The following is a 23,687-nucleotide window of genomic DNA, read 5'->3' as shown; positions in this document are numbered from 1 at the left end:
TTAATTTTGATTTTTTAAACATAATGTGCCAGGATTGTGCTGTTTTAAAATTGCATTAATTAAACTATATGGCTGCATACCATTGGCAATCATGACTTGGTCTAAGTTACACTGCAATGCCTTTAAAATAGCCTTAACTTTTACGAGCATACCATTACTAACAATGGCATTTTTTACCAATTCGTGTAAATTATTTTCCGAAAGAATCCTCAATAACTGACCATCATTATTATAAATACCATCTTGATCGGTTAAGTAAATTAACTTATCGACCGCTAAGGCACTCGCTAAATGATAGGCTGCCATATCACCATTTATATTGACAGCATGACCTATATCATCAACACCGATAGTTGCAATCACGGGAGTAATTTGATTTGCCAGTAAATGGGAAATATCCTGTGAATTAACCTGTTTTACCTCGCCGACAAAGCCATACTTTTTATCTAAATAATTGCATTGCAGCATATGATTTTGAGCGCCCGATAAGCCAGCTGCTTTGATGCCCATTTGATTGAGCATTCTTACTAACATCTGATTGACTTGTCCGCACAAAACCATTTCTATAACTTTTATAGCCGCGCTTGATGTCACTCTTAACCCTTCAATAAATTTAGACTCAATACCATACATTTGCAGTGCTTCATTAATCGCTTTACTGCCACCATGCACTAAAACAATTTGATAACCGCTGGTAAGGATCGCTTTAATATCTCTAATTAAAGCAGAGACTGAGTTAGGATCATGGAGAATGGAGCCACCTATTTTAATTAAAATTAGCTTGCTGGTTGCGGTATAAATATAAGCATGATTTAATGAATTCATGAAACGTACTCCGCATTGATTTGGACGTATTTTTCTGTCAAATCACATCCCCAAGCCGTTGCTTTTTTATGGCCTTGAAAGAATTTAATCTCAATAATAATGTGATCTTTTGTTAGTAATTCTTTAAGCGCAATTAAGCTATCATTGCTACTTATTTTATCTTGGGCAAATAAAGTGATCCCTTGTATTGCAATTTCGCATTGACTTAGCATGTTTTCCGTGATCATTTCATTACCAATACGCGCAAGAATTCGGCCCCAATTAGGCGATTGACCGTGCATTGCAGTTTTAATTAAGGGACTTGTGATAATGGCCTTAGCGACAGCTTTTGCTTGCTCTTCCGTGGCAGCGCCACTGACTTTTGCTTCAATTAATTTTGATGCCCCTTCCCCATCCCGTGCAATACTTTTAGCCAAAGCCAGGGCTACTTCTAACAGTGCTTGATAAAAAATAGTTTTATCTTGCGCCGTATTGGGGGAAACATGGCTGTTACCATTAGCCATTAAAAATACGCAATCATTAGTCGATGTTTCACCATCTACACTAATTATATTAAAACTTTGATCACAGACTTGTTTTAACCAAGTTTGTGCTTCGGTAATATCAAGTTTAGCATCCGTTAATAAATAACCTAACATAGTAGCCATATTAGGATGAATCATGCCAGAGCCTTTACAAATACCGGTAATGCGTATAGTGCCTTGTGAAAGTTCAACATCTTTATAAACTGTTTTTGGTACCAAATCAGTCGTTAAAATGGCCGTGGCAAAATTCTCAGCAATATCGGTAGTTTTTTGAACTAAAGTAGGTATAGCTTGAGTAATTTTTACAATAGATAAAGGTTTACCAATGATCCCTGTAGACGCTGTAAGTATTTGACTGGGGCTACAACTTAAGTTATTAGCTAGCGTTTGCGCCATGCTAAGATTATGAACAACACCATCATGGCCTGTAGCAGCATTTGCCTCACCGCTATTGGTAATAATCGCTTTAATATTATTAGCAGGTAAATGTTGTTCACAATACTTTACTGGCGCTGCTTTAAAATTATTTTGGGTAAAAACACCGACTGCTACCGCAGGTGTATTAGAAATGATTACGCCTAAGTCGGGTCGATAAAGGCGAACACCACAATTTATACCGCCGGCTTTAAAACCAGTGGGTAGTTTTGTTCTAAAAATGCCAGAACCAAGGATCATAAGCCCCCCTGTAGTGATAAAAGCCCTGTATGAAGCGGTAAATTAAATACAGCGTTTAAATTTTCTATTGCTTGACTTGCTGCGCCTTTTAATAAGTTATCAAGTGACGCAAATAAAGTAATTTGGCCATCTTGCACAAAAAAACCAATATGACAGTTAGGCGTACCAATAACTTGGTTTAAAGATAAAATAAACTGGTTATCTATCGTTTCTTGCCCTAACGCTTGATAATAAACGAAAGGATAAGCGTGATAGGCATCATGATACGCTTGATTCATCAATTGCGTTAGGTCGGCATCTGTTAAGCCCGCCTGGGCTTGGCCATAGATAGTTATTGCTATACCTCTCATTAAAGGTAAAAGTGAAGTTGTTAATCGAATAGCAACATCTTTTCCAGCAATAGCCTTGAGAGCTTTTTCAATTTCAGGAATGTGTTGATGTTTTCCTATTTTATAAGGTAAAAAATTATTCGCCATTTCACAAAACATTAAATGAGGAGCGAGTTGTTTTCCACTGCCTGATACCCCTGATTTAGCATCAATAATGAGCGTATCCTGATTTAAGATCTCGGCTTTTAGTAAAGGGATTAAACTTAATAATATACAGGTAGCATAACAACCTGGGTTAGCAATTAATTGATGGTTTGTTTGCGATGTTACCCAGGGTGTTAAACCGTAACACGCTTTTGTAATTAAAGAAGGGGCTGTATGTTTTAACCCATACCAAGTTAAAAACTGTTGTTCAGATAAACGAAAGCCGCCACTTAAATCAATGATGCAAATATCTCTATTAGTTAATACCGCGGCAATTTCAATTGAGACGGATGCCGGCGTTGCTAGAAATAATACATCAATTTTCTCTGCATGTTGTTTAATGAATTCATAACTATAAACGGGAATATTTTGCTGTTTTAATGCTGGTAATTGCTGATAGAGCTCAAATTGTGTTTGGCGACTAAAAGCTGCAACTAAATTTAAATAAGGATGATTAGCCACCAACTGCATTAACACTTGACCGCTATAACCTTGTATACCAGCAATAGCCACATTTATTATCGAATTCATGAATAAAAATCCAAAAAATAGCTTAAATATTGATTAAATATTCAGTATTTTTGAATATTACCTGACAAAAAATCTTTTTACAAGCAAAAATTAACAGTTTATGCAATTTTATGGCATAATAATGAATAAACATTCATTATTACTGAATTAAACAAAGGATTAATGCCATGGCACATTTAGCTACTCGTAAAGATGAGCAAGAACAAACTTTAGTGGATGATTTGCGTCAATTGCTTTTAGAAGGCAAGGTTACCACGCAAGAAGATATTTGTGCCGCATTGCAAACTAAAGGTCATTATGTAAACCAATCAAAAGTCTCGCGTTTAATCCACAAACTCAATGCGATTAAATCAAAAAATGAATTAGGCCAAATCGTTTATCGATTAGCGCGCGAGCCTGCACCACCTACTACCTCTAGTCAATTATCAAGCTTAATCATTGATGTCGTTGCTAATGAAGCCATTATAATTGTCAATACCAGTCCTGGTGCTGCGCAATTGGTTGCTCGAATTTTAGATTATCATCGCGATAAAATTGAAATTTTAGGCACTATTGCTGGTGATGATTCTATTTTTATTGCGCCTAAATCTATAAAAGCGATCAATTATACCTATCAAGAAATAAAAAAGCTTTTATTAGTTTGACGCCACTTTAGCCAATAAGGCATGAATAGCTAATTAAAGGGAAAGATTAAGATTATTGCAATTCAATAACACTATCCTCATTTGTATTAGAGCTAGAAGGAGTGGCACTGTTTTCTGGTTTGCTATTCTTAAAGAATCCAAACCCCGTCAGTGCTGAGCTTCTAGATGATAATTCTGTTGTATGTGCAGGCAAAGCAAAAGCAGGTGTTGCTGAGGATTCTATAGATGATAATTCCCTTGCGCGTGCTTGGTTAGCAAAAGCAGGTGTTGCTGAAGAGCCTATGGATGATGATACCCTTCCCTCTCGTTGGCTATCAGGGGGGTTGAAAGAGGATTGACTACCGCTATTTTTTTCCTTTTCCTCTTCTTTACCATTGCTAGCTTGGTTAGAAACTTCGCCGTTTATATCTATATATGATTCAGGCGTACTAAGTCTTAATCCTTTTGCTGTAGTATGTTCATTGCTTAAAAGTATACATTCCCGGGGTAGATACGTTACTAATGTAGGCTTACCTTCACCTGTATAACTCAAATTTGATTTAGTGCCTTTTAAATTAAATTGAAGATATCGTAACTTTTCCCCTACCATGGTTTCCATATCATCTATTGTTAAATCTGTTTTTCCAGTAGGTAGGTCAAGCGTACATTCACCAGTATAAACATATTCCTTTTTATGAACTTTAATTTTTAATTCGATTTCTAAATATTGCGCTACCTTTTGGGCAAACATTCTAACACCTGGGTGATTACTATCTCCATAATTCATAATACCTAATGTGAATACAATTTGCACAGGGTTGTTATTTTCATCCTCTCCTGTGAATACAATATAAGCATAAGCAAATTTGTTAGGGCCGGTATAAGGATTTTTTTGTTTTAATAAAAAAGAATCACCGTCGCTTGATGATTTAAAGATCCCCGCATATTCAATAATGCCATTTTTATTTAATACAATGAAACTAATTCTATCTGTACCTTCTATCTCTAAAAAACGCGGATTTTTATGACTTTTACGTCTTTTATTAGTATTATTATTATTGTTACCCTGTACTAAATTGGCCCCTTTTTTCACCTCAATTTTTGTTCTTTTTTTTCTATTTGCAGGAGAATTTTGTGGATTTGCAGAGCCTAAATTTTCACTATTTTCTAAAGCCTCATTTGCATTTTTAGGATCTAAAATATTAGTTACAGAATTATCTGTATCTATAGAGTTTTCTACTATAGTTGTATTGGTTTTTGATGATAAATTTTCTATTTCTACTGGTTTTTTCATGATAAACACGCGAATTAATTTTAACTTTCATTAAGGTTAATGTAGCATATAAATATTAAGATAAAGTTAACATTTTTTATTGAATAAAAATATTTGTATATGTATTTAAATTTGTTGATTTTTTCTCTTAAATTTATAATTTATTTTTTATTATTTTATTCAATAATTCATTTATTTTAAAAATCTTTTGGCTTAAAACAAAATGATTATTTGTTTAATGCAAACGTTAATTTTGCTCAAAAAATAACGCAGATAATTAACAACTACATCAAAAAAGTTTAGTTAAATTACATTTAGGGCTTTCTTAATACAGCCTTAAGGATAGTTGTTTATAATGGAACAAAGCCAATCGGAGATTATCATGACTAGTAAAAAGCCTACTTACCCCAATGAGCATGAGTTAATGGATTTGGATATGCCTATATTAAGAACAGAGCCTGTTCAACCAGTTATATTTACACAAGCTGAACTCCATGCTTTACTTAATTTTGTAAGTGATGTGGACCAAGAGGTTTTAACAAAAAAAGTTATTAAGTCTAAAGAACATTAATCCAAACCTTTTCTTTTTTTATTTAGAAAGCTTAAGCAGATTATCATTTACTTAAGCTTTTTTATTGCACCAATTAACTGAGAAGTTGTCTTCTAAATTAAAATTTATACTACTTGAGCAAGCCAGCGATTATTAGCAACATTAATGATGGTATTAGTGCGTCCATATAACGTTCTATTTTTTTCACAATTTGTTAAGCTTAACAAGGCTTGATCACATTGCATGGCAAAATAAGCCCGCCCACGTGTAGTTATCTTAATATCATAGTTTATTAATAATTGACCAAAACGGACATTAGTATGCAAAACCTGATTTTTAATTTGGTCAGGAAAGGCGGCAAAATTCATAATAATAAAAGCTAATTCAATTACTTTGGTAACTTTGTTACCCAACATATTTGATTTCTTATTTTTATTAATAAGCATAACTATAGTACGTAAATAGGTTTGATTATGTACATTTTTATTAGCCACTAACGTTTGAATAATGGGTTTTTATTGATAGTATTTTTGCAAAGCAGGTGTTAACAAAGGTTGGCTTAATAAATAGCGGTGTGGCGGAGGTAGACTTTCTTTATTGATTATTTGCACGGTCTTATAAGTATTAAAAAATGAAATTACCTGATAATCAGACATTGGCTTAATAGGTAAAGATAATGACATGGCGTAAGAGACATTTAAAAAATTAAGAAGAAAAATAACTTTTTTAAACATAAACTTCCTAGCCTCATTAACTTAAAAACCGCCAGAAAAGCAGCAATTTTAACATATTTACCTATATTTATGAGTTAATCTAGATAATAGCGATAAACTATCCTTTTTAATTAACTCAATTGATGATTAAATAGGATTTAATTTTTTTTCACAAAGCCCTAACTGATGATTTTATATGGTGATCCTGCTTCGGTTTTTGTACATAAACCTTTTGTTTTATTATTAGAAAAGCAAATTCGTTTTGTTAATGACCCAATCACCTTATATGATTATGTAAATGTCGCTTTTTTAAACGCCAGTCCCTTAAAAAAGATACCAGCAATTAAAGATGGTAAGTTTATGCTTGCCGATTCTTCAGCTATTTGTGCATATTTAGAACGAAAATATCCTACACCAGGATTTTATCCTAATGATGCGCAAGATTATGCACAAGCATTATGGTTTGAAGAATATGCTGATACGGTTTTATTTACCGCCTTAGCGCCTATTTATTATCAAAAGGTGCTTGCACCATTATATGGTAGACAAACTAACTTACATGCAATTGAAACAGCTTTAAACAAGCAATTGCCACCGGTGGCAACTTTTCTAGATAGTCAATTGATAAAGAAAAACTATTTGGTAAATAATAGTTTTACCATTGCTGATGTTAGTGTGGTTAGTATGTTTTTAAATATGGATGCTGTTGGTTTTTCTCTTAATAAAACAACCTGGCCGCATTTAAGCGCCTATTTGCAACATCATTTTCAACGGGTAAGTTTCAAAGCTTGCCAACAGGCTGTTAAGCGCGCATTAACTAAGGCACAAAAAATTAATGCAGCTTGTAACTAAGAAACTTAAATTAATCATTAAAAAGTGTAAATTTTTATTTTAAATCATTAATATAGACGGAGTAGCCAATTTCTCCCAGCAGCAATAGGAATGCAAGTTGAATGCTTAAAAATAAAATTTTATTTGTTCTTTTTATTTTTTTTCTGATTTTATTAAGTTTTATTTACTTAGCCAATAAGCAAATTAAACATTTAAAACGTGACCCACAAATTTTATTTAATCAATATTATGCACTACGTAAAACTAACAAAGAAAAGGCTAGCGAGGCTTTAAAAATTATTTTAAAGCAAGACCCAGATAATACTCGTGCTTTACAAGAGTTAAGCCAGTTGTATTTAGAAGAGAAAAACTTTCAAGCTGCTTTACCATTAATTCAGCACTTACAAAAGTTAGAACCTCATAATCTACAGTATCCTTTGCAATCAGGACAAATTTATTATGAATTTGGCGAATGGCAAAATGCATTTCAATATTTAGAGCCTTTAGCAAAGCAAAACCAAAATCACCTTATAAAATTTCAAGCATCGCGGGTGCTAGAGAAAATGACTTCTTTTATCCCTAATTATAACACTTACGCTATTACCATAGCCAAACCTAGCAGTAAAATGGGTGCTGCTGGCAAACCACTTATTAATACCATTTTTTTAAATTGGTTTTATAAATTAAAACGCGAAGATACCCAGGCTGCCGAACAAATTCTTAGCGTATTACTTTTTTTAGAGCCACGCAATCCCCTTCTAAATCAAGAAATGGGCTATTTAAAATTGCAATTAAATGATACCAAAGCGGCAATTCCTTTCTTTTTAGTAACCTACCAAGAGCTATCTTCTGAGCAAATTGCTCTCCAAATTGCGTATCTTTATTATCGCCTAGGCCATAAAGCGCAAGCTAGATATTACTTTTTAATCGCAGCACAAGCTAAAGACACAAAAATTCGTACTACAGCTTTAAAATCATTAAGCTTTTTGCAAAGTCCAGCACAGATGGAAAATAGCAATCCATTTAAGATGGCAGAAGCTAAAAACCCCGCATATCAACCACAAAATAAATTTACGCCACCTCAAGGAACTACAAATGAAGCACTAATACTATTAGATGAGTTTTATACTTTAAAAAAACGTGATAAAAAACTTGCCTGGCAAGCCATTCAAAAGATTGCACAAAAATACCCTAATAACACGCTCGCTTTAAAAGAAGCTGGCTTTTTAGCCATTGAACTTAAACAATCTAATGATGCTATTTTATATTTCACCCGTGTCTATAACTTAACACATGAGCCAGAAATTGCGATGCAATTAGGCTATTTATATGATCAAACACCTAATAAATATCAGGCTTATCAATATTTTAAATTAGCAACCTTAAGCAGCAATAAAGAATTAGAACTCAAAGCACAAAATGCGTTGACTAATTTAGCAGGCTTACAAACTAAAGTCCTACCCCCGCCTTATTTTGGCGAGCTATTTTTCACGCCCTTTACCCAAAGTCGCTTTGGCTTAACGGTTCGCCCTATTATAGCTCGCTATGGGTTAGAATTTAATAACGATTTACATTCAAGGGTTTACTTTAATTTTAGACGCACGGATGATAATAAAACAAACATAGCAGGGGACTTACCACAAATCTATGAGGATAATGTGCGTATCATGGGTGTTGGCGGCTCCATAAATCCTTTAAAAAATTTTCCTTTAGTGGCTTGGCTGGAAGCAGGACAAGCATATGATTTGGTTTATCGCAATCGAAATAGATGGCGTGGGGATTTAAGAGGCGGTTTGATGTATTATAATGAATTTGGTACTAAGCCTGCTTATTACGATACATTTCGTATTAGTCCTGACTATTACAGTACACTCTATGGTGATATTACTTACTTTTCTAGATATGATAATAACGTCATTGGTACTTTTATTACTCGCCAAGGCATCCGTATTCTGCAATATCATGCAAGTATTATTAACATTTATATGTTAGGACGCGTTTTTCAAGATACTAGGCGGGAATTTTTTAATAATCTCGTGGAATATGGACCTGGCGTAGGCTTTATTCCATCTAACCGCTTTCGCATCGAAATACGCTTTGATTACATTAATGGTACCTATTTACCCGCAGGTGGCTCGGTAAATCCGTATGGAAAGCACTATACTAATAAAATGTTGCAACTTTTATACTATGTGCGAGTGTAATGGAAGACACCTATTTAATCATTCTTTTTTTAGTCATGTGGTACTTTCTTATTTTCTTTGCCTGTCTATTTTTAGTTTCGGGCACAGATGATTTATTTTTTGATATTTATTATTGGTCGCGCTATTTCATTCGGAAATGGAAAACGAGGAAATATAAACCGTTAACTTATGAAGATTTAGTTAATCAACCAGAAAAATATGTCGCAGTTTTAGTAGCCTGCTGGCATGAAGCTAATGTTATTGCAACCATGTTAATGAATAATTGCTATGCCATTGATTATACCAATTATTATTTATTCGTAGGCACCTACCCCAATGACCCAGATACCGTTGCTGAAGTGCAACGAGTCCAAAGCTATATTAAAAACGTACAATGTGTTATTGGGCCAGATCCTGGGCCTACCACTAAAGCTGCCAACTTAAATGGTATTTATAATCACGTAAAAGAATTTGAAAAAACCTTAGGCATTCAATTTGATATCTTTGTTTTTCACGATTCAGAAGATGTTATACATCCCTTATCATTTAAGCTTTATAATTATTTAATTCCTCGCAAAGATATGATCCAGATTCCTATGTTTCCGCTGGAAGTTAATTACTGGAATTTTACGCATTGGGTTTATGCAGATGAGTTTGCGGAAATTCATACTAAAGATCTGATCGTCCGTGAAGCAATACATGGTCATGTTCCTTCAGCTGGCGTTGGCACTGCTTTTTCAAGGCAAGCACTCGAAATTATTGAAGATCCCTTAACCAAAGGACCTTTTTCGATTGATTCTCTGACTGAAGATTATCGTACTTCGTTAACCCTTCGCATTAAGGGACTTAAACAAATTTTTCTTGTTCAGTCAATTGAACGACTCAAATGGGAGCAAAAGGGATTTTTTAAAAAGCGTTATGTTTTAAAGCGAAAAAAAGAATATATTGCAACGCGTGCTTTATTTCCAACAGAATATAAAAAAGCAGTTCGGCAAAAAGCGCGCTGGATAATAGGTATTGTATTTCAAGAATGGGTACATACAAAATGGCCTAAATTTTGGCGGGTTCGTTTTACGCTTGCCCATGATCGGAAAGCATTTATTACCCATTTCATTAATGGCCTTGGTTATGTAGTATTTCTATTTTGGATAGTTTATAGCCTCTTAACATTTAATAATCCAGCTTACCCATCGTTACAAGAGCAATTAAATCTTTATCCTTGGGTTTGGGTGTTAGTTATTATTAGCACCTTACTCATGCTTGAACGCATGCTACAACGTTTTATTGGCCTTTATCGCGTTTATAGTCTTATACCTGCTTGGTTATCAATTCCACGTGCTTTTTATGGTAATATTTTAAATTTGCATGCCATACTTCGTGCTTATAAACAATACTTTCTTGCGGTAGAGCCTAAAAAAACGTCTAAATCCACAGCCAGACAGCCTGCCTGGGATAAAACAGACCATGTTTTTCCAGGCAGCCATATTCTTACACCCTATCGCCGCCGATTAGGAGATATTCTCGTAGAAGAAAACATTATCTCCCCTGAGCAACTTAAAGTAGCTATTCTTGAACAACAAAAAACGGGTGAACGATTAGGTAAAGTATTAGCTAGGTTAAATTTTGTTGATGAGAAAAGACTTCTTAAAATTATTGCTAATCAATATAATTTAGAACTTGTTGCCAAAGAAAATATTATTGTTGCGCCAAAAAATGTGTCAAGCAAGTTAATTAAATGGCTAGAAGGTAAAAATAGTTATTTAGTGGATTATAATGAAAAAGATGAACAAGTCATCATTGGCATTACCGATCCTACCAATGAATTGCTCATTGAAAGCATCATAGAAAGATTACATCCGTTAAAAACGCAATTTGTATTAATTGATTTAAGTGAGTAATTTACAACAAAACTCCTTGTAAATAATTCACTATTTTTTCACTTGCATGCCCATCACCATAAGGCGAAATCCCTTTAGCAAGAGAAGTATATATTTTGGGGTCTTCAAGGAGGCTCTCAACGGTGTTTATAATGTTCTCTTTTTCAGTCCCAACCAACAAGCCAACACCTTCGGTAATAATGGCAGGCCTTTCAGTAGTATGTCTTAATACTAAAACAGGCTTACTTAGGGCAGGCGCTTCTTCCTGGATACCCCCAGAATCAGTCATGATTAGCATGCATTGTTGCATTAAATGCACAAAGTCAATATAACGCAAAGGAGAGATTAAATGAATTTTGGAGTTTTTAGCTAACATATTATTAATTACGGCTTGTACATGCGGATTAGGATGCACAGGAAAAACAAAGTTCAAATCATACCGTTTAGTTAAATTAATAATTGCTGCACAAATATTTTCTAAATGCTGGCCAAAATTCTCACGTCGATGCGCAGTTACTATAACAATATTATTAAGATGCTTAAATTGACCATTATGGGTAGTATTTTTTAATGTCCAATACAAAGTATCAATGACAGGATTACCCGTCACTATAATTTTTGTCGGCGAAATATTTTCGCGAATCAAATTATCTTTTTCTTCTTGGGTAGGTGCAAAATGCCAAGTAGCTAGTGGGGCTGTTAAAACACGATTAATCTCTTCAGGATAAGGTTCTCGCGTATTATACGTTCTTAGCCCTGCTTCAATATGACCAAAATAAATATTATGATAAAAAGCTGTTAGGGCTGAAACAAAAACCGTCGTTGTATCGCCTGCGGCTAACAAAACATCAAATTTATGCGCCAAAACAAGTGCTTCAAGTTTACTACACAAATTACTGGTTAAAGTACCTAATGACTGATTAATAGTCATGGTATTTAGATCAATATCAGGTGTAATTTGGAAAGAGATTAAGATATCATCTAAAAGACTGCGATGTTGTGCTGTATTAATCACAGTAACTTTAGCCCATGAGCACGCTTTTAAGCGTTTAATAATAGGAAACATTTTAATAATTTCAGGGCGCGTGCCGATAATGCAACCAATATGAATGCATTTTTCCATAAAATAATCCTTTATTAAGTTACTTAAATGAAGCAGCCTAAATCGTTTATTTTATTATTAGTATAGTTACCTTGCGCATTTATATGATCGGCATTGCATTTCTTTATAATAAAACTCACAATAACTAACTAAGATACTCTCAATTTAAAATTAATCCATGAGCTTAAAATTACTGTCTTTAAATGAAGTCAAACAATCTATATCGATGCCAGAAGCTATTGATGCTCTTGAAGATGCTTTTATTCAACTAGCTCGTCAACAAGTTAAATTGCCTTTAAGAATGGGTATTAATATTGCAGAAGAGGATGCATTAACGTTAGCCATGCCTGCTTATTTAGCGCACAATAAAGCATTAGGGCTTAAAGTTGTCTCTATCTTTCCAAAAAATTTAACTAAACATAAGCCCTCCATTACCGGCTTTATTATGTTACTTGATGCTCTAACTGGCGAGCCTAAAGTATTAATGGATGGCAGTTATTTAACAGCCTTGCGTACAGGCGCCGTCTCTGGTTTAGCCACTAAGTATTTTGCTAAAAAAGATGCAGAACATTTAGCTATTATCGGTTCAGGTGCCCAAGCTTATATGCAATTAGAAGCGGTAGCTGCTGTATGTCCAATTAAACAGGTATCTATTTGGTCTCGCTCTATAGCTAATGCTGAACACTTTGCCGAACGGATCCCTAGTCAATATAAAGTACAAGTACACACTAACGTAGCAGATACGGTTAAAGACGCCGATGTGATTTGTACAGTTACCAGCAGCACAAAGGCACTTATTGATTTATCAATGTTAAAATCTAATGCTCACATTAATGCAATTGGCTCGCATACGCCGTTCATGCAAGAAATCAATTTCAATGTCTTGCAAGAAGCGGTGGTTATTGTTGATCAAATAGAAGCAGCTTTAAAGGAAGCCGGTGAAATCATTACAGCCATTAACCAACAGCAATTAAAACAAGAAGATCTCATTGAAATTGGCCACTGGCTAGTAAATAGAAATGAAAATTATAAGTCCTCGTTGACTGTGTTTAAATCGGTTGGTCTTGCTATTCAAGATTTAAGCGTTGCTGAAGTCGTTTACCAAAATGCATTAAAACAAGACTTAGGACTTAGTTTTTCATTAAATTAAAATATTTAATCTAGGGCTTATGCCAGTAAGTTAAGGAATTATATTTGCCAGAGGATCTTGATAATTGGCTAAAAGGCCGCCATCAATAACCAAATCAGAACCAGTAATATATGTAGCTTCATCACTGGCTAAAAAACAAGCAGCATAAGCAATATCTAATGGCGTACCAATGCGCCCAATGGGCACTAATGATTGCCATTTTTTTAAATAATCTGGATCTTCTTTTAAGGCTTTATTAAAGATCGGGGTCTCAATAATACCAGGTGAAATACTATTAACTCGAATACGACGTACTGCTAAGTCACGAGCAAAATTCTCAGCTAATTTAATAATAGCTGCCTTCGTGGAGGAATAAATACTGTGGCTATGTAATGTTATGTACGCCGCAACTGACCCAATTAATATGATTGCTGCCCCATCATTTAAATGAGAGAGTGCATGATTAACGGTGAAATAAGTGCCTTTATAATTAATATTCACCATATAATCAAAATCTGCTTCTTTCATGTCAGCCACTGAAACGCGCTCTCCCACGCCTGAGTTTGCAATCAAAATATCAATTTTACCAAAATTTTGTTCAGTTTCTTGAAATAATCGCTTTAAATCTTGCTCTTTTGTCACATCGCCATTCACAGCCAGGATTTGTGGATGCGTTTGTTTTAACTCAGCTAAACTTTGTTTATCACGCGCAAAGGCTACCACAATTGCACCTTCTGCTAAAAAATGTTCAACAATTCCGCGGCCAATGCCTTTATTGCCGCCCGTGACAACGGCTACCTTATTATGTAATCTCATTGGTAAACCTCAGTTAAATAAAATTGAGTTATAAACAACTACACTAAAAAAGAGATACCAGTGCCAAAATAATGTTCAATATTATATAAATAGCCTCGCAATCTTTGGCCGGCACTCATGTCAATCACTACCTTAGGATGTAATAAATAAAGCACCCCAGCATCAGCATTAAATCCGTTGCGTACGTTGGCACCTGTTTTAGTTTGACCATAAATTTCACCATAGAGTGATAACTTCTCAGTAAACGCATAGGATAAAATAACATCCGGATTAAAACTATTATAATGATGTCCACCCGCGTTTACAGGATCAGATTCAATACTTGCCCCTGCTACAAAAGTAAAAGTGAATTTATCATTAATGGTGTAATTGATAATGGCATTTACAAATCCACCGAGCGCTTTAGTGCCAAAATTTTTACTGCCACCTGGGAATTCAAAGGCCCCTTCCGCAGTAAGCATCCATTTATTGTTATAACCTACTTGATGTTTAAGACCTATTGTTGAGTTCGAAAAGCCAGAAGTTTTCGGTGAAAATTGATAATTATAATTAGGCAAAACAAAAAAAACTTCGCTTTGCAAAGGTAGGCCAACACGTAATTCCGATTGCGAAAAATCATGTGAATAGCCTGTTCCTGGCGCTATTTTTTGATAATCATAACCTGATTCAAAATCAAAATGCTTAAAAGGAACTACGCACGCACTATCTGCATTATTAGGTCTATCAACGATATTTATAAAAGCATTTTCACCGACGCAAGGATTTGAATCAGTATAACCTATATTATAAATAGTGTAGAAAATTATACCTAAACAGACAGTACTTACTTGTTTTAACATTATTGCAATAAGTCCATTTCTTTTGTTTAACCATAACAAATCTATTGTTATAAATAAATGTGCTAAATTTTTTATTACTTTTGATTTCAAAATGCATCTTAAATTTCTTTTTAAGCATACCTATTTACTTTTTCAATCACCACTTGCCAATCAGGACCGGTACCTAACTGATATTTTTTTGCAAAATCACCTTGATTAATGCCTATAGCAATATCCATTAAACTATTTAAATAAAGTAATTCTTGATTATCTTTCATGGCGCTAAAGGTATTTTCAAAAGTAAGTTCCTTTTCGTATTTTTTTTGCTGTTGATGCCAAATGGTTACTTTATATGTTTGACCTGGGGCAAAACCAAATTGCTTAGCTAATTGTTGATTGATATCAGTCCACACATTGCCATATTGGGGATCAAAGACCATGATTTTACCTTTCAATTTATCGTTAATAAGGGTTGCTTCTGGATTAGGAAATGTTACTAATGGTTGGGTAAAAAGTGGCCCAACTTCAGCAAAAGTAATCTTACCTGATGCCAAACGTGCGCCCGTATATCCATAAACATCACGTCCATGAAAAGTATGTGAGGTTTCAGAACCATTTAAACGATTAACCGACTCATCAATTAATCGCACTGATTGAATACCAATTTTTTGTGCAATTAACGTAAGCAAACCATTATCCGGGCCGACAAAATATTGGCCATTATTTAACTTAGCAACGATTGAATGTCGTTTACTACCCACCCCAGGATCGACAACAACAACAAAAACTGTTTTACTTGGCCAATAAGGCGCTGCTTGATATAAACGATAGGCACCTTCCCAAATATTATAAGGCGGGATTTCATGGGTTAAATCAGAAATAATTAAACGTTCATCAACGGAATAAGCAACACCCTTTATTGCACTAACTGCACTATCTTTTAATCCAAAATCTGTTTCTAATACTAAAATACCCGCTGAAGCAGCGCTTACCGTAAAATTAAAAAATAATATAAGAGTTAAAAATAAGGATTTTGAGAGTTGCATAGCCATGCTCTTAAAAAATTAAAATAAGATAGTATGAATTTAATTGTTATCTGGCAACTACTTAGCATTCTTTGCACGCCAAGAAAGATACGCTATAATTCTTTTCAATTTTTATCATCCCAGCTTACGCGGGAACTGTGAATTTAAAGTGACCATGGCCATTTCTTTAGCAAATAAGACTGTCTTAATTACCGGCGCCTCAAGTGGAATTGGCGAAGCTTGTGCTAAAATTTTAGCTGCCCAAAACGCTAATTTAATCTTAACAGCAAGACGGTTAGACCGCTTAGAAGCGTTAGCTACGTTATTGCAAAATAATTATTCTATTGATGTCTTACCGATTGAGTTGGATATTCGCGATAAAGATAAAGTTGAAAATTTTTATCAATCCTTGCCTACCCAATGGCAACTCATTGATATTCTGATTAACAATGCCGGTTTAGCTTTAGCAACGGATCCCATTTACAAAGGCGATTCGAGTCAATGGGATACCATGATTGATACCAACCTTAAGGGTTTACTCTATATAAGTCGCCAGGTATTACCCAATATGGTCAAAAGAAATCAAGGCCATATCGTGAATATTGGCTCTATAGCTGGACAAGATGTTTATGCAAATGGCAATGTCTATGCAGCTACAAAACATGCGGTCAGGGCTATTACCAAATCAATGCGTCTTGACTTAGCAGGGACGAGTGTGCGTGTCACTGAAATAGCTCCAGGCGCCGTAGAAACTGAATTTAGTATCGTGCGTTGGAATGATGAAAAACGCGCAAAAGAATTTTATCAGGATTTTACTCCTCTCATTGCAGATGATATTGCTGATGGCGTACTTTATGCCCTAACCCGCCCTTTACATATAGACATTACTGAAATGACTATTTTGCCAACAGCCCAAGCAGCTTGTAGTGTTATCAGCAGAACAGGAAGAAAAGAAAGCGAGCACAAGTAATAAATTGGATTGAACCCTATAGCGCTACCTATTCTTTGGCAAGGCAACCAGAGCTTATTAGCTCAAGCCAACTAGATTAGCGCAAACAAAGCTATACATAGGAACTACAGCCAAAATATATTGACAATAATGTAGAGTAACGCCATACCAATAATAGGTACAATAACAAACCCTAAAAAAATAATAAACTGAATACGATTTTCGGAAGACTTACGATAATTTTTAATAAGTCTTTTAAAAATAGACATACTGACACTGCCCCCCTTGCCAAACACTCAAATAACTGTGAAATAAGGTATTAAATACGATATTTTAGTTGTACAAATCCACCACTTAAGTTCTTTGTTATTATATGTTTTAATGGCATATCTTGTGGTAAATATCCAAACAAGGTGCGGCCTGAACCAATTAAAACAGGCGTGAGGGTTATAGTAAGCTCATTAATTAAATTCTCAGCTAAAAAGCGTTGAATAGTATTACCACCATCAATATACAAATGTTTAAATCCTTGGTTTGCTAAACGGTTTACTAAAACAGTTGGCGGCTCAGAAGAGTTAGACACTTTGTGTTGTAAATGGGGAGGGATAACAATTGGTTTACTACTTAAAACAATGACTGGCAAATTATCATAAGGCCATTTATTAAAGGTTAATACTTTGGCGAAGGATTCTCTACCCATCACTAGAGCATCAACTGTTTGAATAAAAGCGCTATACCCACCGTCCTCAGCACTTGCAGCTTGGGTATTAGCCTCTATAAGCCAATCAATAGCACCATCTTGTCGCGCAATAAACCCATCCACACTCGTAGCAATAAACACTGAGCATTTAATTGGCATCATTTACTTACATTACTTACTAAATTAATTGCTGAAAAAAACGTTTAAATCTTGGTTTATAAAGATTTTCTTTGTCCCATGATAAAAGCACACGCTCTGCTTTACCTATAATTTGCTTACGCGGTACAAAACCAAAATAGCGTGAATCAGCACTATAATCGCGGTTATCACCCAGCATCAAAAATTGACCTTTTGGTACTTTAACCGGTCCAAATGTTCGCAATGCATTCCTAGAGGGCAAAGCCATTACAGTATGTTCTTTTTTATCCAAATATTCAGTGGCAACAATAGCTTGTTGCTGCTCATCTGCAGGCAATATGTAGGGTAAGGATTGGTTGTGTAATTGATAATGAGTGACTTGACCATTAATGATGAGATAGTTATTTTTCATCGCAATGGTGTCCCCTGGTGTACCTACAACCCGTTTAATTAAACGTTGCCCATCTTGTGGTTTATAAAAAACTACAATATCGCCACGCTTAGGCTCAGACCATGTGGCAAGATGCGTCGTTGTAAAGGGAATTTTTAAATCATAAGCTAATTTATTTACCAATATTAAATCGCCAATATATAAGGTAGGTTCCATGGAACCTGAAGGAATGCGATTCCAATCAGCAATTGCAGAACGACCAGCAAAAAGAAAAAAAGCGAGCAATAAAAAATGTACACTTTCTTTGATAAAGCGGCTAGTGAAATACTTTTGCTTCATAACGTCCCCTAAAATTTTCGCTTAGTAGAATAACATTTTCCTCTCAAAAAAAGCAAAATTCTCGCAATAATCATAGCTCATAACAATATCAACTGACACTCAGTGATCATTAAATATATAGATTGATAATTATAAAACTTACTGTAGAATTTATCCGCAATTTCTAAGTCTATTTTTTAATATGAGGTTTAAATGAAATTTAAATTAAAGGGGCTAAAACATGCGCCTTCTGCCAGCTTAGGTAAATTTTTTACAACCATACCTCCCACTACGACTATATTAAATTTAAGCTGTAGTAGACTTTTTAATAAAGAAATTGAGGATTTGCTTAACGCTTTTAAATTAATCCCTCCTACCGTTACCGTTCTAAACTTAAGTGGGAACATGCTTGGCAACATGGCTACGGAAAGCTTAGTTAAGTTAGTTGCAGCTGTTCCTGAGAGCATTCAAACAATAAGCTTGCGAAGAAATAATCTTGGGAATAAAAATCTCTATGACTTAGCAAGTGTTTTTTCTGCCCTTGCTCCTAATGTAAAAAAACTAATACTAAGCAACAATCAATTTAAATTTAAAAAAATACCAGATTTACAGGACGCTTTTAAAGCTATTCCGCAAAGCGTAACTGATCTTGATCTAAGTAAAAGTTCTTTAAATCTACTCTCTATAAAGAAATTAAACCAATTAAAAGATACATTACCGCATATACAAACAGTCATACTAAGTCGGGAAGAAATAGAGAAAATGTCAGCTAATCACCGTTTAGCATTAGCCTCACTTTTCCCTAATCTTAAAAAGGCGGTTTTCATAGATAAAAATGGTAAACTTTTAAATCCAATGTTAACAGTTCGCTTAACGCACACTTTAGGTTTAAAAGCATCGCCCCCTTCACTCCTGCAACAAGCATCAATTTTCGCTGCTTTAAACAAGGATAAAGTAAACAAATCTAAGATTGCTTTAAATGATGAGGCTAAAGAATATATAGCTGCTGTTTCCACTTTTTCTAACTAGCTACTTAAAAAAGAGCTCCTTCCTTAATACTAAATAGGAGGCAGCTCTTTTATTATGAAGTTATTTTACAATTTAAAGAATTTTATAATTACCGTTATACTGAGTTTAAACTACATATAAAAACGACCACTGGTTAGTATTTAAAATGAAAAAGCTTAATCGTGATTTTTATGCCAATGATGCATTAACGGTAGCCCAACAACTTTTAGGCAAATATTTAGTGCATGTTATTAATGGACAACAAAAAATAGGAAAAATCGTTGAAGTTGAAGCATATATCGGCCCACATGATTTAGCGTCACACGCCTCTAAAGGTATTACGCCACGTACTAAAATTATGTATGGCCCGCCAGGCTATGCTTATGTTTACTTAATTTATGGTATGTATCATTGTATGAATGTGGTAACCGGTCCAGACAGCTATGGATCTGCAGTATTAATTCGCGCACTTGAACCCATTATAAATATTACTGAACGCACACAAGGGCCAGGCTTACTTTGCCGAGCCATGCAAATTAATAAATCATTAAATGGACATGACTTGTTAAGTGATAATTTGTATTTAGCAAGCGATGATGAGGCAGCATTTACTATTATTAGTCGGCCACGTATTGGCGTTGCATATGCTAAAGAGTGGGCAGATAAGCCCTTTCGCTTCTATATTCAAGACAATAAATTTATATCCAAAAAGTAGAGTCAGGGACTCAAGCTTGTTAGTGAGGGCGTAGATGACGAATCAAATACATTATAATTATCAGGTTTAATTAACTTAAGCATTTGGTTTTTAGTTTGATAAGGATCAAATTGGTAAACATAAAAGAAGTTATCCTGCGCTGCTAAATTTTTACCAAAACTGATTGCATCATCAGGATCGGAATCAATTCGAACGGTATAATTTCCACAAGCATGCTCAGGCACCATCGTATTGGTATCAGCAATAATAATGTGTATGGTTGGTGCTTTTAAGCCTTCATTTTTTATTAAATGCTTTAATACACCTATTGAATGTTCAAAGCATATTTCAATACCAATGGTTATCTCGTTGTCTGCATCTAATGTAAATAGAAATTCTTGCTCCTTAAAAGTATAGGCCCATGGTCTTAGCATATTTATAATGGTTTCTTCATGGGGTGCAATTTTAGAGCGACGGTAAACCTTGGCTCCTTGCTTAAAAAAATAACATGTATTTTTAATAATAGAAAATTTAGCTTGTAAACTTGCTTGATTAAATTGCGCTTTATAATTTACAAACAAATCACTATTGATATTTTTATATTCTATGTCTTTAATAAATTGATACTTATCATAAGCAGCCTGAATCTCTCTTATTTTTTCTTGGTTATTATTAACCATGACTATTTTTTGTGAAGTAAGGCTGCCTGCAATAATTAATAGATCTCTATTTTCTGTCACTATAGACAATAATTCTTTGAAATCATGAATATTGTCTTGACTAACGGCAAGCTGATTGCTTACACCATATTCTCGCCAAGCGGCTATGATATAAGCATCAGGATGTAGTCGTTTCGCTTTATTGTAAGCATGAACAGTAGATAACGCTAATACTAGTAACTGATCATGAAAACTCTTTTTTTCAAATTCTCTATTATGAGTTAAATTAATTGCAACAAGAACAATCTTTTTCATAAACAACTTCACTATACAATACTATACAATTGACTAGATAAAAAACAAATTGCTTTTAAAACGTCTATTAATACCCAGTCTTTTTTAACGTCAAATAATATCAAAATTTTTAGAAAAAATGAGAAATGAGCAGTTCTTTGTAAACAAGTATTATTAACCTTTTAACCTTATTTAATACCGTAGATGACTACGGTATTAAAATTTAAGTACCTGTTTTGCCTATTTGATTAATTTGTTTTTGTAATTGTTGCATCTGTTGTTGGAAGTTACTCTGAATTTGCTTAATTTGATTTTGTGTTTGAGTATTTAATTGTTGTATTTGTGTTTGAAACGCTGCATGGATATCTTTAAATTGCTGCTGTATTTGGTTATTTAGTGTCGTAATTTGCTGCTGATTTTGATTTTGTAACTGCTTTATTTGATTTTGAATCTGAGTATTCAATTGCATAATTTGGGCATTTGCTGTTTGGGGAGTAGAAGGAGGAATACTTGCCGCATGCGCAATAGACAGTGTTGATAAAAAAATTAAACCAAAGACAGAGACTCTGCTTCCTCGTAACATCATAACTTTTTCCTTGTTGGTAAATAGATAACTGCAATTACTTTAACTAATTTAATTTGTAATGCAAGCCCTAAAAAATCGATCCGAGTTTGTTATATTTGAAATCTTTAATTATTTATCTATAGTAAAGGGGTATGTATTTTTCTTCATGGACGAGAATAATATGCAAGTTTTTAATATAAGTGACACTTTTCCAGCCTTAGTCACTTTAAAAAAACAGTTAACATTTAGCGAGCTATTAACTGTTTTACCCGCCCATATGCCAACTTTTGAACAATTACTTTTAAAGCGTGGCGCTCTCCTTTTTCGCGGTTTTCCATTAAAAGAACCTAAAGAATTTGTAACGTTAATTAAAGAAATGAAATTAGGTAAATTTGCTAATTATATAGGAGGCGATAGCCCAAGAAGTAAAATTATGGATGGTATTTATACCTCAACTGAAGCACCTGCTAATATTTATATTCCTCTCCATCAAGAGCTTTCTTATCTGCCAACCTATCCTAAACATATTTACTTTTTTTTGAAACTGAGCCTATCAATGGCGGTGAGACAATTATTGGTGATGCAAGAGAAGTTTATAGACAACTTAATCCCAAACTTGTTGCACGTTTTAATGAAAAGAAAATTATCTATGTAGCCCATTATTATCATAAAAGTAAGATAATGGATTTTATTAATCAACTAGCGCGATCGCATAAATCGTGGTCAGAAGTTTTTGAAACTGCTAACCCTGACGAAGTAGAAAAATTTTGTACAGAGCATAACATTAAGTTGCGCTGGCTAAAAAATGACTGGCTCGAAATGAAGCAATCATTATCCCCTCTTTTGCAACATCCAGTTAGTAAGGAAATAGTTTGGTTTAATCAAGCGCATTTATATGACTTTAACCCAAAATTATTAGGTATCTGGGGATTTTTAACAACGAAGCTTTTTTATTTTCGCCGCTTAACGCGCCTACACGAAGTTTTCTTTGCAGATGGAAAAAAATACCTCGTAAAGATATTTACCATATTATGGATACTTTAAAAAATTGTACTATTGCTATTCCTTGGCAAAAAGGGAATATGATGGTACTAGATAATATTTTAACGATGCACGGACGAGCCACGTTTAAAGGACTTCGACGCATTTTAACCTCTTTAACTACCACCTAAGCTTACATGATTAAGTTCAGGCATTTCTTCTTCAAGTGTATTATTAGGATTATCTAAAAAGCTGACAAACTCGCCAATATTTTTAGCTTGCTTATCTTTTAGAAAACGACCATCTTCAATAGCTTCTGATGCTGCAATGACAGCGATTGCCGTACCTAAAATAGCTAAACCCACACCTAAAGCCAATAATCCCCATGGTCCTATAGATAAAAACATAGCACCCGCTGTTATCCCAGCAAGGCTTGCTATCGCCTGATTCATAAACGCAAAGCCAGCCACACTGGCAACAAAACCAGCAACTGTAAAAATAGAATTAAAAAATAAATTAGTGGCAACTACAGTCTTGTTATATTTTTTATTTTCATTTAATAATTGCTGTAAAAGATGATAATGACTTTTTAAAGTAGCAATATTGTCTGCAGTCGGATCTTTAACACACCGTGTCGCAGTTAATAAAAGATATGTTATTACGTTATGGCTTTTTTTATCTAAAATATTTCTTAAACCTTCAAGCGCCTGTAAAAATTTTCGTCCTTTGATAACCATATAATTATCAAAAAACTTATTTTTTAGCGCTATATTATTAACTGATAGTGAGTCATTGAGTCGATTCTCTAATTGATCTAAAAAGGCTTCACGTTGTACATTCCAAGCCACAATATCTAGTCCATTGCTTTAAAAGAAGGAGGTAATATATAGTAGATTTTTATGAATGTATATTTTTCTTTTAAGCGGTTAATAGGGAATGATGATAAATTGACGAGCCATTAC

General features: G+C 34.3%; 25 protein-coding genes and 1 pseudogene. 11 read left to right on the top strand and 15 right to left on the bottom strand.

Going from position 1 to position 23,687, the window contains the following annotated elements:
- Genes argB through argC form a run of 3 tightly spaced genes read right to left on the bottom strand, consistent with a single transcriptional unit; the run spans position 1 to position 3,088 of the window.
- Complete coding sequence (gene argB, locus DYH30_RS07600) at positions 1 to 825, bottom strand: acetylglutamate kinase (protein ID WP_115331079.1); 825 nt, start codon at positions 823 to 825, stop codon at positions 1 to 3.
- Complete coding sequence (argJ, locus tag DYH30_RS07595) at positions 822 to 2,024, bottom strand: bifunctional glutamate N-acetyltransferase/amino-acid acetyltransferase ArgJ (RefSeq protein WP_115331078.1); 1,203 nt, start codon at positions 2,022 to 2,024, stop codon at positions 822 to 824. The genes argB and argJ overlap by 4 nt, the downstream gene beginning before the upstream one ends.
- Positions 2,021 to 3,088: an N-acetyl-gamma-glutamyl-phosphate reductase gene (argC, locus tag DYH30_RS07590; protein ID WP_115331077.1), complete on the bottom strand. Its 1,068-nt coding sequence runs from the start codon at positions 3,086 to 3,088 to the stop codon at positions 2,021 to 2,023. The genes argJ and argC overlap by 4 nt, the downstream gene beginning before the upstream one ends.
- Positions 3,089 to 3,255: 167 nt before the next feature.
- On the opposite strand from argC, the gene DYH30_RS07585 reads away from it, so the two are divergent.
- Positions 3,256 to 3,732, top strand: coding sequence for an arginine repressor (locus DYH30_RS07585; protein WP_115331076.1), 477 nt, complete (start codon positions 3,256 to 3,258; stop codon positions 3,730 to 3,732).
- A 52-nt stretch (positions 3,733 to 3,784) separates the two neighbouring features.
- On the opposite strand, the gene DYH30_RS07580 is transcribed toward DYH30_RS07585, so the two are convergent.
- Positions 3,785 to 5,005, bottom strand: a complete 1,221-nt coding sequence (locus tag DYH30_RS07580) for a hypothetical protein (protein WP_115331075.1) — start codon at positions 5,003 to 5,005, stop codon at positions 3,785 to 3,787.
- 361 nt (positions 5,006 to 5,366) lie between these two features.
- Between DYH30_RS07580 and DYH30_RS07575 the strand changes: the two genes are divergently transcribed.
- Positions 5,367 to 5,555, top strand: a complete 189-nt coding sequence (locus tag DYH30_RS07575; protein WP_131740605.1) for a hypothetical protein — start codon at positions 5,367 to 5,369, stop codon at positions 5,553 to 5,555.
- A gap of 104 nt (positions 5,556 to 5,659) precedes the next feature.
- On the opposite strand, the gene DYH30_RS07570 is transcribed toward DYH30_RS07575, so the two are convergent.
- Together DYH30_RS07570 and DYH30_RS07565 are read right to left on the bottom strand one after the other, a co-directional pair.
- Positions 5,660 to 6,028 (bottom strand): hypothetical protein, encoded by a 369-nt coding sequence (locus DYH30_RS07570; protein ID WP_115331073.1) that lies wholly within the window; start codon positions 6,026 to 6,028, stop codon positions 5,660 to 5,662.
- Between the two features lie 21 nt (positions 6,029 to 6,049).
- Positions 6,050 to 6,268, bottom strand: a complete 219-nt coding sequence (locus tag DYH30_RS07565; RefSeq protein WP_115331072.1) for a hypothetical protein — start codon at positions 6,266 to 6,268, stop codon at positions 6,050 to 6,052.
- A 165-nt stretch (positions 6,269 to 6,433) separates the two neighbouring features.
- Between DYH30_RS07565 and DYH30_RS07560 the strand changes: the two genes are divergently transcribed.
- The 3 genes from DYH30_RS07560 to DYH30_RS07550 all read left to right on the top strand — a co-directional run bounded on the left by DYH30_RS07560 (position 6,434) and on the right by DYH30_RS07550 (position 11,159).
- Positions 6,434 to 7,099 (top strand): glutathione S-transferase family protein, encoded by a 666-nt coding sequence (locus DYH30_RS07560; RefSeq protein WP_115331071.1) that lies wholly within the window; start codon positions 6,434 to 6,436, stop codon positions 7,097 to 7,099.
- A gap of 101 nt (positions 7,100 to 7,200) precedes the next feature.
- Positions 7,201 to 9,282, top strand: a complete 2,082-nt coding sequence (locus DYH30_RS07555) for a tetratricopeptide repeat protein (protein WP_115331070.1) — start codon at positions 7,201 to 7,203, stop codon at positions 9,280 to 9,282.
- On the top strand, positions 9,282 to 11,159 hold the full coding sequence (locus DYH30_RS07550) for a glycosyltransferase (RefSeq protein ID WP_115331069.1): 1,878 nt from the start codon (positions 9,282 to 9,284) through the stop codon (positions 11,157 to 11,159). The genes DYH30_RS07555 and DYH30_RS07550 overlap by 1 nt, the downstream gene beginning before the upstream one ends.
- A 1-nt stretch (position 11,160) precedes the next feature.
- Here the strand turns inward: DYH30_RS07550 and wecB are convergent, their stop codons facing one another.
- A complete protein-coding gene (gene wecB / locus DYH30_RS07545; protein ID WP_115331068.1) occupies positions 11,161 to 12,261 on the bottom strand; it encodes a non-hydrolyzing UDP-N-acetylglucosamine 2-epimerase in 1,101 nt (366 codons plus the stop codon).
- 157 nt (positions 12,262 to 12,418) lie between these two features.
- Here wecB and DYH30_RS07540 point away from each other — a divergent pair, with 157 nt between their 5' ends.
- Positions 12,419 to 13,390 (top strand): ornithine cyclodeaminase family protein, encoded by a 972-nt coding sequence (locus DYH30_RS07540; RefSeq protein ID WP_115331067.1) that lies wholly within the window; start codon positions 12,419 to 12,421, stop codon positions 13,388 to 13,390.
- 30 nt (positions 13,391 to 13,420) lie between these two features.
- Here the strand turns inward: DYH30_RS07540 and DYH30_RS07535 are convergent, their stop codons facing one another.
- From DYH30_RS07535 to DYH30_RS07525, 3 genes are all read right to left on the bottom strand, one after another.
- Positions 13,421 to 14,185 carry an SDR family NAD(P)-dependent oxidoreductase gene (locus DYH30_RS07535; protein ID WP_115331066.1) on the bottom strand — a complete coding sequence of 255 codons (765 nt, stop codon included), beginning with the start codon at positions 14,183 to 14,185 and terminating at the stop codon, positions 13,421 to 13,423.
- A 38-nt stretch (positions 14,186 to 14,223) separates the two neighbouring features.
- Positions 14,224 to 15,024 carry a transporter gene (locus DYH30_RS07530; RefSeq protein ID WP_131740601.1) on the bottom strand — a complete coding sequence of 267 codons (801 nt, stop codon included), beginning with the start codon at positions 15,022 to 15,024 and terminating at the stop codon, positions 14,224 to 14,226.
- Positions 15,025 to 15,134: 110 nt separating this feature from the next.
- Positions 15,135 to 16,049, bottom strand: coding sequence for an SAM hydrolase/SAM-dependent halogenase family protein (locus DYH30_RS07525; protein ID WP_242604650.1), 915 nt, complete (start codon positions 16,047 to 16,049; stop codon positions 15,135 to 15,137).
- A gap of 154 nt (positions 16,050 to 16,203) precedes the next feature.
- Between DYH30_RS07525 and DYH30_RS07520 the strand changes: the two genes are divergently transcribed.
- Positions 16,204 to 16,998: an SDR family NAD(P)-dependent oxidoreductase gene (locus tag DYH30_RS07520; protein WP_115332527.1), complete on the top strand. Its 795-nt coding sequence runs from the start codon at positions 16,204 to 16,206 to the stop codon at positions 16,996 to 16,998.
- Positions 16,999 to 17,296: 298 nt separating this feature from the next.
- Here the strand turns inward: DYH30_RS07520 and DYH30_RS07515 are convergent, their stop codons facing one another.
- Positions 17,297 to 17,836 (bottom strand): dihydrofolate reductase family protein, encoded by a 540-nt coding sequence (locus DYH30_RS07515; protein WP_115332526.1) that lies wholly within the window; start codon positions 17,834 to 17,836, stop codon positions 17,297 to 17,299.
- A gap of 19 nt (positions 17,837 to 17,855) precedes the next feature.
- The gene (gene lepB / locus DYH30_RS07510; RefSeq protein WP_115331063.1) at positions 17,856 to 18,545 is read right to left on the bottom strand and encodes a signal peptidase I; all 690 of its coding nucleotides are present in this window, start codon (positions 18,543 to 18,545) and stop codon (positions 17,856 to 17,858) included.
- Between the two features lie 192 nt (positions 18,546 to 18,737).
- Between lepB and DYH30_RS07505 the strand changes: the two genes are divergently transcribed.
- Together DYH30_RS07505 and DYH30_RS07500 are read left to right on the top strand one after the other, a co-directional pair.
- Complete coding sequence (locus tag DYH30_RS07505) at positions 18,738 to 19,553, top strand: leucine-rich repeat domain-containing protein (protein WP_115331062.1); 816 nt, start codon at positions 18,738 to 18,740, stop codon at positions 19,551 to 19,553.
- Positions 19,554 to 19,698: 145 nt separating this feature from the next.
- Positions 19,699 to 20,247 (top strand): DNA-3-methyladenine glycosylase, encoded by a 549-nt coding sequence (locus tag DYH30_RS07500; protein WP_115331061.1) that lies wholly within the window; start codon positions 19,699 to 19,701, stop codon positions 20,245 to 20,247.
- A 2-nt stretch (positions 20,248 to 20,249) separates the two neighbouring features.
- On the opposite strand, the gene DYH30_RS07495 is transcribed toward DYH30_RS07500, so the two are convergent.
- Both DYH30_RS07495 and DYH30_RS07490 read right to left on the bottom strand, forming a co-directional pair.
- On the bottom strand, positions 20,250 to 21,200 hold the full coding sequence (locus DYH30_RS07495) for a hypothetical protein (protein ID WP_115331060.1): 951 nt from the start codon (positions 21,198 to 21,200) through the stop codon (positions 20,250 to 20,252).
- 202 nt (positions 21,201 to 21,402) lie between these two features.
- The gene (locus DYH30_RS07490) at positions 21,403 to 21,765 is read right to left on the bottom strand and encodes a hypothetical protein (protein WP_115331059.1); all 363 of its coding nucleotides are present in this window, start codon (positions 21,763 to 21,765) and stop codon (positions 21,403 to 21,405) included.
- A 58-nt stretch (positions 21,766 to 21,823) separates the two neighbouring features.
- Between DYH30_RS07490 and DYH30_RS18700 the strand changes: the two are divergent.
- Positions 21,824 to 22,788 (top strand): annotated as a pseudogene (locus tag DYH30_RS18700) (TauD/TfdA family dioxygenase).
- Positions 22,776 to 22,916, top strand: coding sequence for a TauD/TfdA family dioxygenase (locus tag DYH30_RS18555; protein WP_115331056.1), 141 nt, complete (start codon positions 22,776 to 22,778; stop codon positions 22,914 to 22,916). Before DYH30_RS18700 ends, DYH30_RS18555 begins: the two are co-directional and overlap by 13 nt.
- Here DYH30_RS18555 and DYH30_RS07470 read toward each other — a convergent pair.
- A complete protein-coding gene (locus DYH30_RS07470; protein WP_115331055.1) occupies positions 22,902 to 23,573 on the bottom strand; it encodes a hypothetical protein in 672 nt (223 codons plus the stop codon). The two genes, DYH30_RS18555 and DYH30_RS07470, sit on opposite strands and share 15 nt — an antisense overlap.
- Positions 23,574 to 23,687: the final 114 nt, after the last annotated feature.

It is taken from the genome of Legionella busanensis (assembly GCF_900461525.1).
Classification (GTDB): domain Bacteria; phylum Pseudomonadota; class Gammaproteobacteria; order Legionellales; family Legionellaceae; genus Legionella_C; species Legionella_C busanensis.
This window is presented reverse-complemented; position numbering and strand designations above follow the sequence as displayed.